The organism is Rhodococcus sp. IEGM 1302, from assembly GCF_030056935.1.
Taxonomy (GTDB): domain Bacteria; phylum Actinomycetota; class Actinomycetes; order Mycobacteriales; family Mycobacteriaceae; genus Rhodococcus_F; species Rhodococcus_F qingshengii.
In genome coordinates, this window is the sequence record NZ_JASHKY010000058.1 from 1 (window position 1) to 3,375 (window position 3,375).

Genomic DNA, 3,375 nt, shown 5'->3' on the forward strand with positions numbered 1-3,375 from the left:
GCATCTGGCGCACGATGACCTCGATGTGCTTGTCGTGGATCGACACACCCTGGCTCCGGTACACCTCCTGGACCTCGTTGACCAAGTGGATCTGAACCTGACGCGGACCCATGACTCGCAGGACCTCGTGGGGATCGGCAGCACCTTCCATGAGCTGCTGTCCGACCTCGACGTGGTCACCGTCAGCCAAGAGGCTTTCGCGACCGTCGGCGTGCTTGAAGACACGCAGACGCTGACGCTTGCTGAGCTTGTCGTAGACAACGTCTTCGCCGCCGTCGTCCGGAACGATGGTGATCTTGTAGAAACGATCGCCGTCTTCGAGCTGTACCCGACCGGTGACGTCCGCGATAGGAGCCTTGCCCTTGGGCACACGTGCCTCGAACAGCTCCTGGACACGCGGCAGACCGCCGGTGATGTCATCTCCTGCGACACCACCCTGGTGGAAGGTACGCATGGTCAGCTGAGTACCGGGCTCACCGATCGACTGTGCGGCGACGATACCGACAGCCTCACCGATGTCGACCAGCTTGCCGGTGGCCATCGAGCGGCCGTAGCAAGTGGCGCAAACGCCGGTGCCGGTGGTGCAGGTCAGGACCGAGCGGACCTTGACCGTCGTGATGCCGGCTTCGAGCAGAGCATCGATCGCGGGGTCACCGAGATCGTGGCCACGCTCGACGATGACGGTGCCGTTCGCGTCGACTGCATCGGCCGCCAAGGTACGGGCGTACGTGCTGGTCTCCACGTGAGCATCGCGGATCATCGTGCCGTCGGCCTGCTTCTCGGCGATCGTGGTGACGATGCCGCGCTCTGTTCCACAGTCGACCTCGCGGACGATGACGTCCTGCGAAACGTCCACCAGACGACGGGTCAGGTAACCCGAGTCGGCAGTGCGGAGTGCGGTATCGGCCAGACCCTTACGAGCACCGTGCGTGTTGATGAAGTACTCGAGAACGGTCAGGCCTTCCTTGAAGGAAGACTTGATCGGACGCGGGATGAACTCACCCTTCGGGTTTGTCACCAGGCCCTTCATACCGGCGAGCGAGCGAACCTGAGTCATGTTGCCGGCTGCGCCGGACTTCACGATCATCGGGATCGGGTTGCTGTCGGGGAAGTGAGCCTCCATGGCCTTGCCGACCTTGTCGGTCGCTTCCTGCCAAATGGTGACCAGAGCGCTGTTGCGCTCCTTCTTGTCCAGAGCACCACGCTGGTACTGCTTCTCGATCTTGTCGGCCTGAGCCTCGAAGTCCTCGATGATGGCAGGCTTCTCCGGCGGCACGAGCACGTCGGAGATCGAGACCGTGACACCCGAACGGGTGGCCCAGTAGAACCCGACGTCCTTGAGCTTGTCGACGGTCTGAGCAACCACGATCATCGGGTACCGCTCGGCGAGATCGTTGATGATCGTCGCCTGGCGCTTCTTCGGCATCTGCTCGTTGACGAACGGGTAGTCCGCCGGAAGCAGCTCGTTGAAGAGCACACGGCCGAGTGTCGTGGTGGCGGTCCAGCCTTCACCGTAGTTCCAGCCCTCGGGGAACAGTTCGTTCTCGAGGTCGCGCGGCGGACGCTGCTGCGTCAGACGCACCTTGATCTGAGCCTGAACCGAGAGCGCGCCGCGGTCGACTGCCATCTGAGCCTCGGCGGGCGAGGAGTACACGCCCTGCTCTGCCTCGTCGTTGGTCGGAGCAACGAGCTCGCCGGTGACGCCCTCGTCGAGACGGGTCAGGTGGAACAGACCCGTGACCATGTCCAGACGCGGCATGGCGAGCGGGCGACCCGAAGCAGGCGAGAGGATGTTGTTCGAGGACAGCATCAGGATGCGTGCCTCGGCCTGAGCCTCTGCCGACAGCGGGAGGTGAACAGCCATCTGGTCACCGTCGAAGTCGGCGTTGAAGGCCTCACACACCAGCGGGTGGAGCTGAATGGCCTTGCCCTCGACGAGCTGCGGCTCGAATGCCTGGATACCCAGACGGTGCAGCGTAGGTGCACGGTTGAGCAGCACGGGGTGCTCGGCGATGACCTCTTCGAGGACGTCCCACACCTGGACGCGCTTGCGCTCGACCATGCGCTTTGCCGACTTGATGTTCTGCGCGTGGTTCAGATCGACCAGACGCTTCATCACGAACGGCTTGAACAGCTCGAGAGCCATCAGCTTGGGCAGACCACACTGGTGCAGCTTGAGCTGAGGACCGACGACGATGACGGAACGACCCGAGTAGTCGACGCGCTTGCCGAGCAGGTTCTGACGGAAGCGACCCTGCTTGCCCTTGAGCAGATCGCTCAGGGACTTCAGCGGGCGGTTACCCGGTCCGGTGACCGGACGTCCACGACGACCGTTGTCGAACAGGGCGTCGACCGACTCCTGCAGCATCCGCTTCTCATTGTTGACGATGATCTCGGGAGCACCGAGGTCGATCAGTCGCTTGAGGCGGTTGTTGCGGTTGATGACGCGGCGGTACAGGTCGTTGAGGTCGGACGTCGCGAAACGTCCACCGTCGAGCTGAACCATCGGGCGAAGCTCCGGCGGGATCACCGGAACAGCGTTGAGGACCATGCCCATCGGCGAGTTGCCGTTGGTCTGGAATGCCGCAACCACCTTGAGGCGCTTGAGTGCACGCAGCTTCTTCTGGCCCTTGCCGCTGCGGATGGTCTCGCGGAGAGACTCTGCCTCGGCGTCGAGGTCGAAGTTCTGCATCAGGATCTGGATGGACTCTGCGCCCATCGCACCCGTGAAGTACTCGCCGTAACGGTCGACCAGCTCGCGGTACAGGAGCTCGTCGATGATGAGCTGCTTGACGCTCAGCTTGGTGAAGGTGGTCCAGATCTCGTCGAGACGATCCAGCTCACGCTGCGCGCGGTCACGGAGCTGACGCATTTCGCGCTCGCCGCCGTCCTTGACCTTGCGGCGGACATCGGACTTCGCGCCCTCTGCCTCGAGCTCGGCGATGTCGGCTTCGAGCTTCTGCGCACGTGCCTCGAGATCGGCGTCGCGCTGATCTGCGACGGTCTTCTTTTCGACCTGCATCTCGGCTTCGAGGGTGGACAGCTCGTTGTGACGGAGCTCCTCGTCGACACCGACGATGACGTAGGCAGCGAAGTAGATGATCTTTTCGAGATCCTTCGGAGCCAGGTCGAGCAGGTAACCGAGACGGCTCGGAACACCCTTGAAGTACCAGATGTGCGTGACCGGTGCGGCCAGTTCGATGTGACCCATGCGCTCACGACGAACCTTGGCGCGAGTGACCTCGACGCCACAGCGCTCACAGATGATGCCCTTGAAGCGGACACGCTTGTACTTACCGCAGTAGCACTCCCAGTCCCGAGTGGGGCCGAAGATCTTCTCGCAGAAGAGGCCGTCCTTCTCGGGCTTGAGCGTGC

1 protein-coding gene is annotated in these 3,375 nt (G+C 62.8%); it reads right to left on the reverse strand.

Translation table 11 applies throughout. The features are described from left to right. Window positions 1-3,375, reverse strand: a 3,375-nt coding sequence (locus QM609_RS29060; protein WP_283337653.1) for a DNA-directed RNA polymerase subunit beta', incomplete at both ends; no start/stop codon positions are given.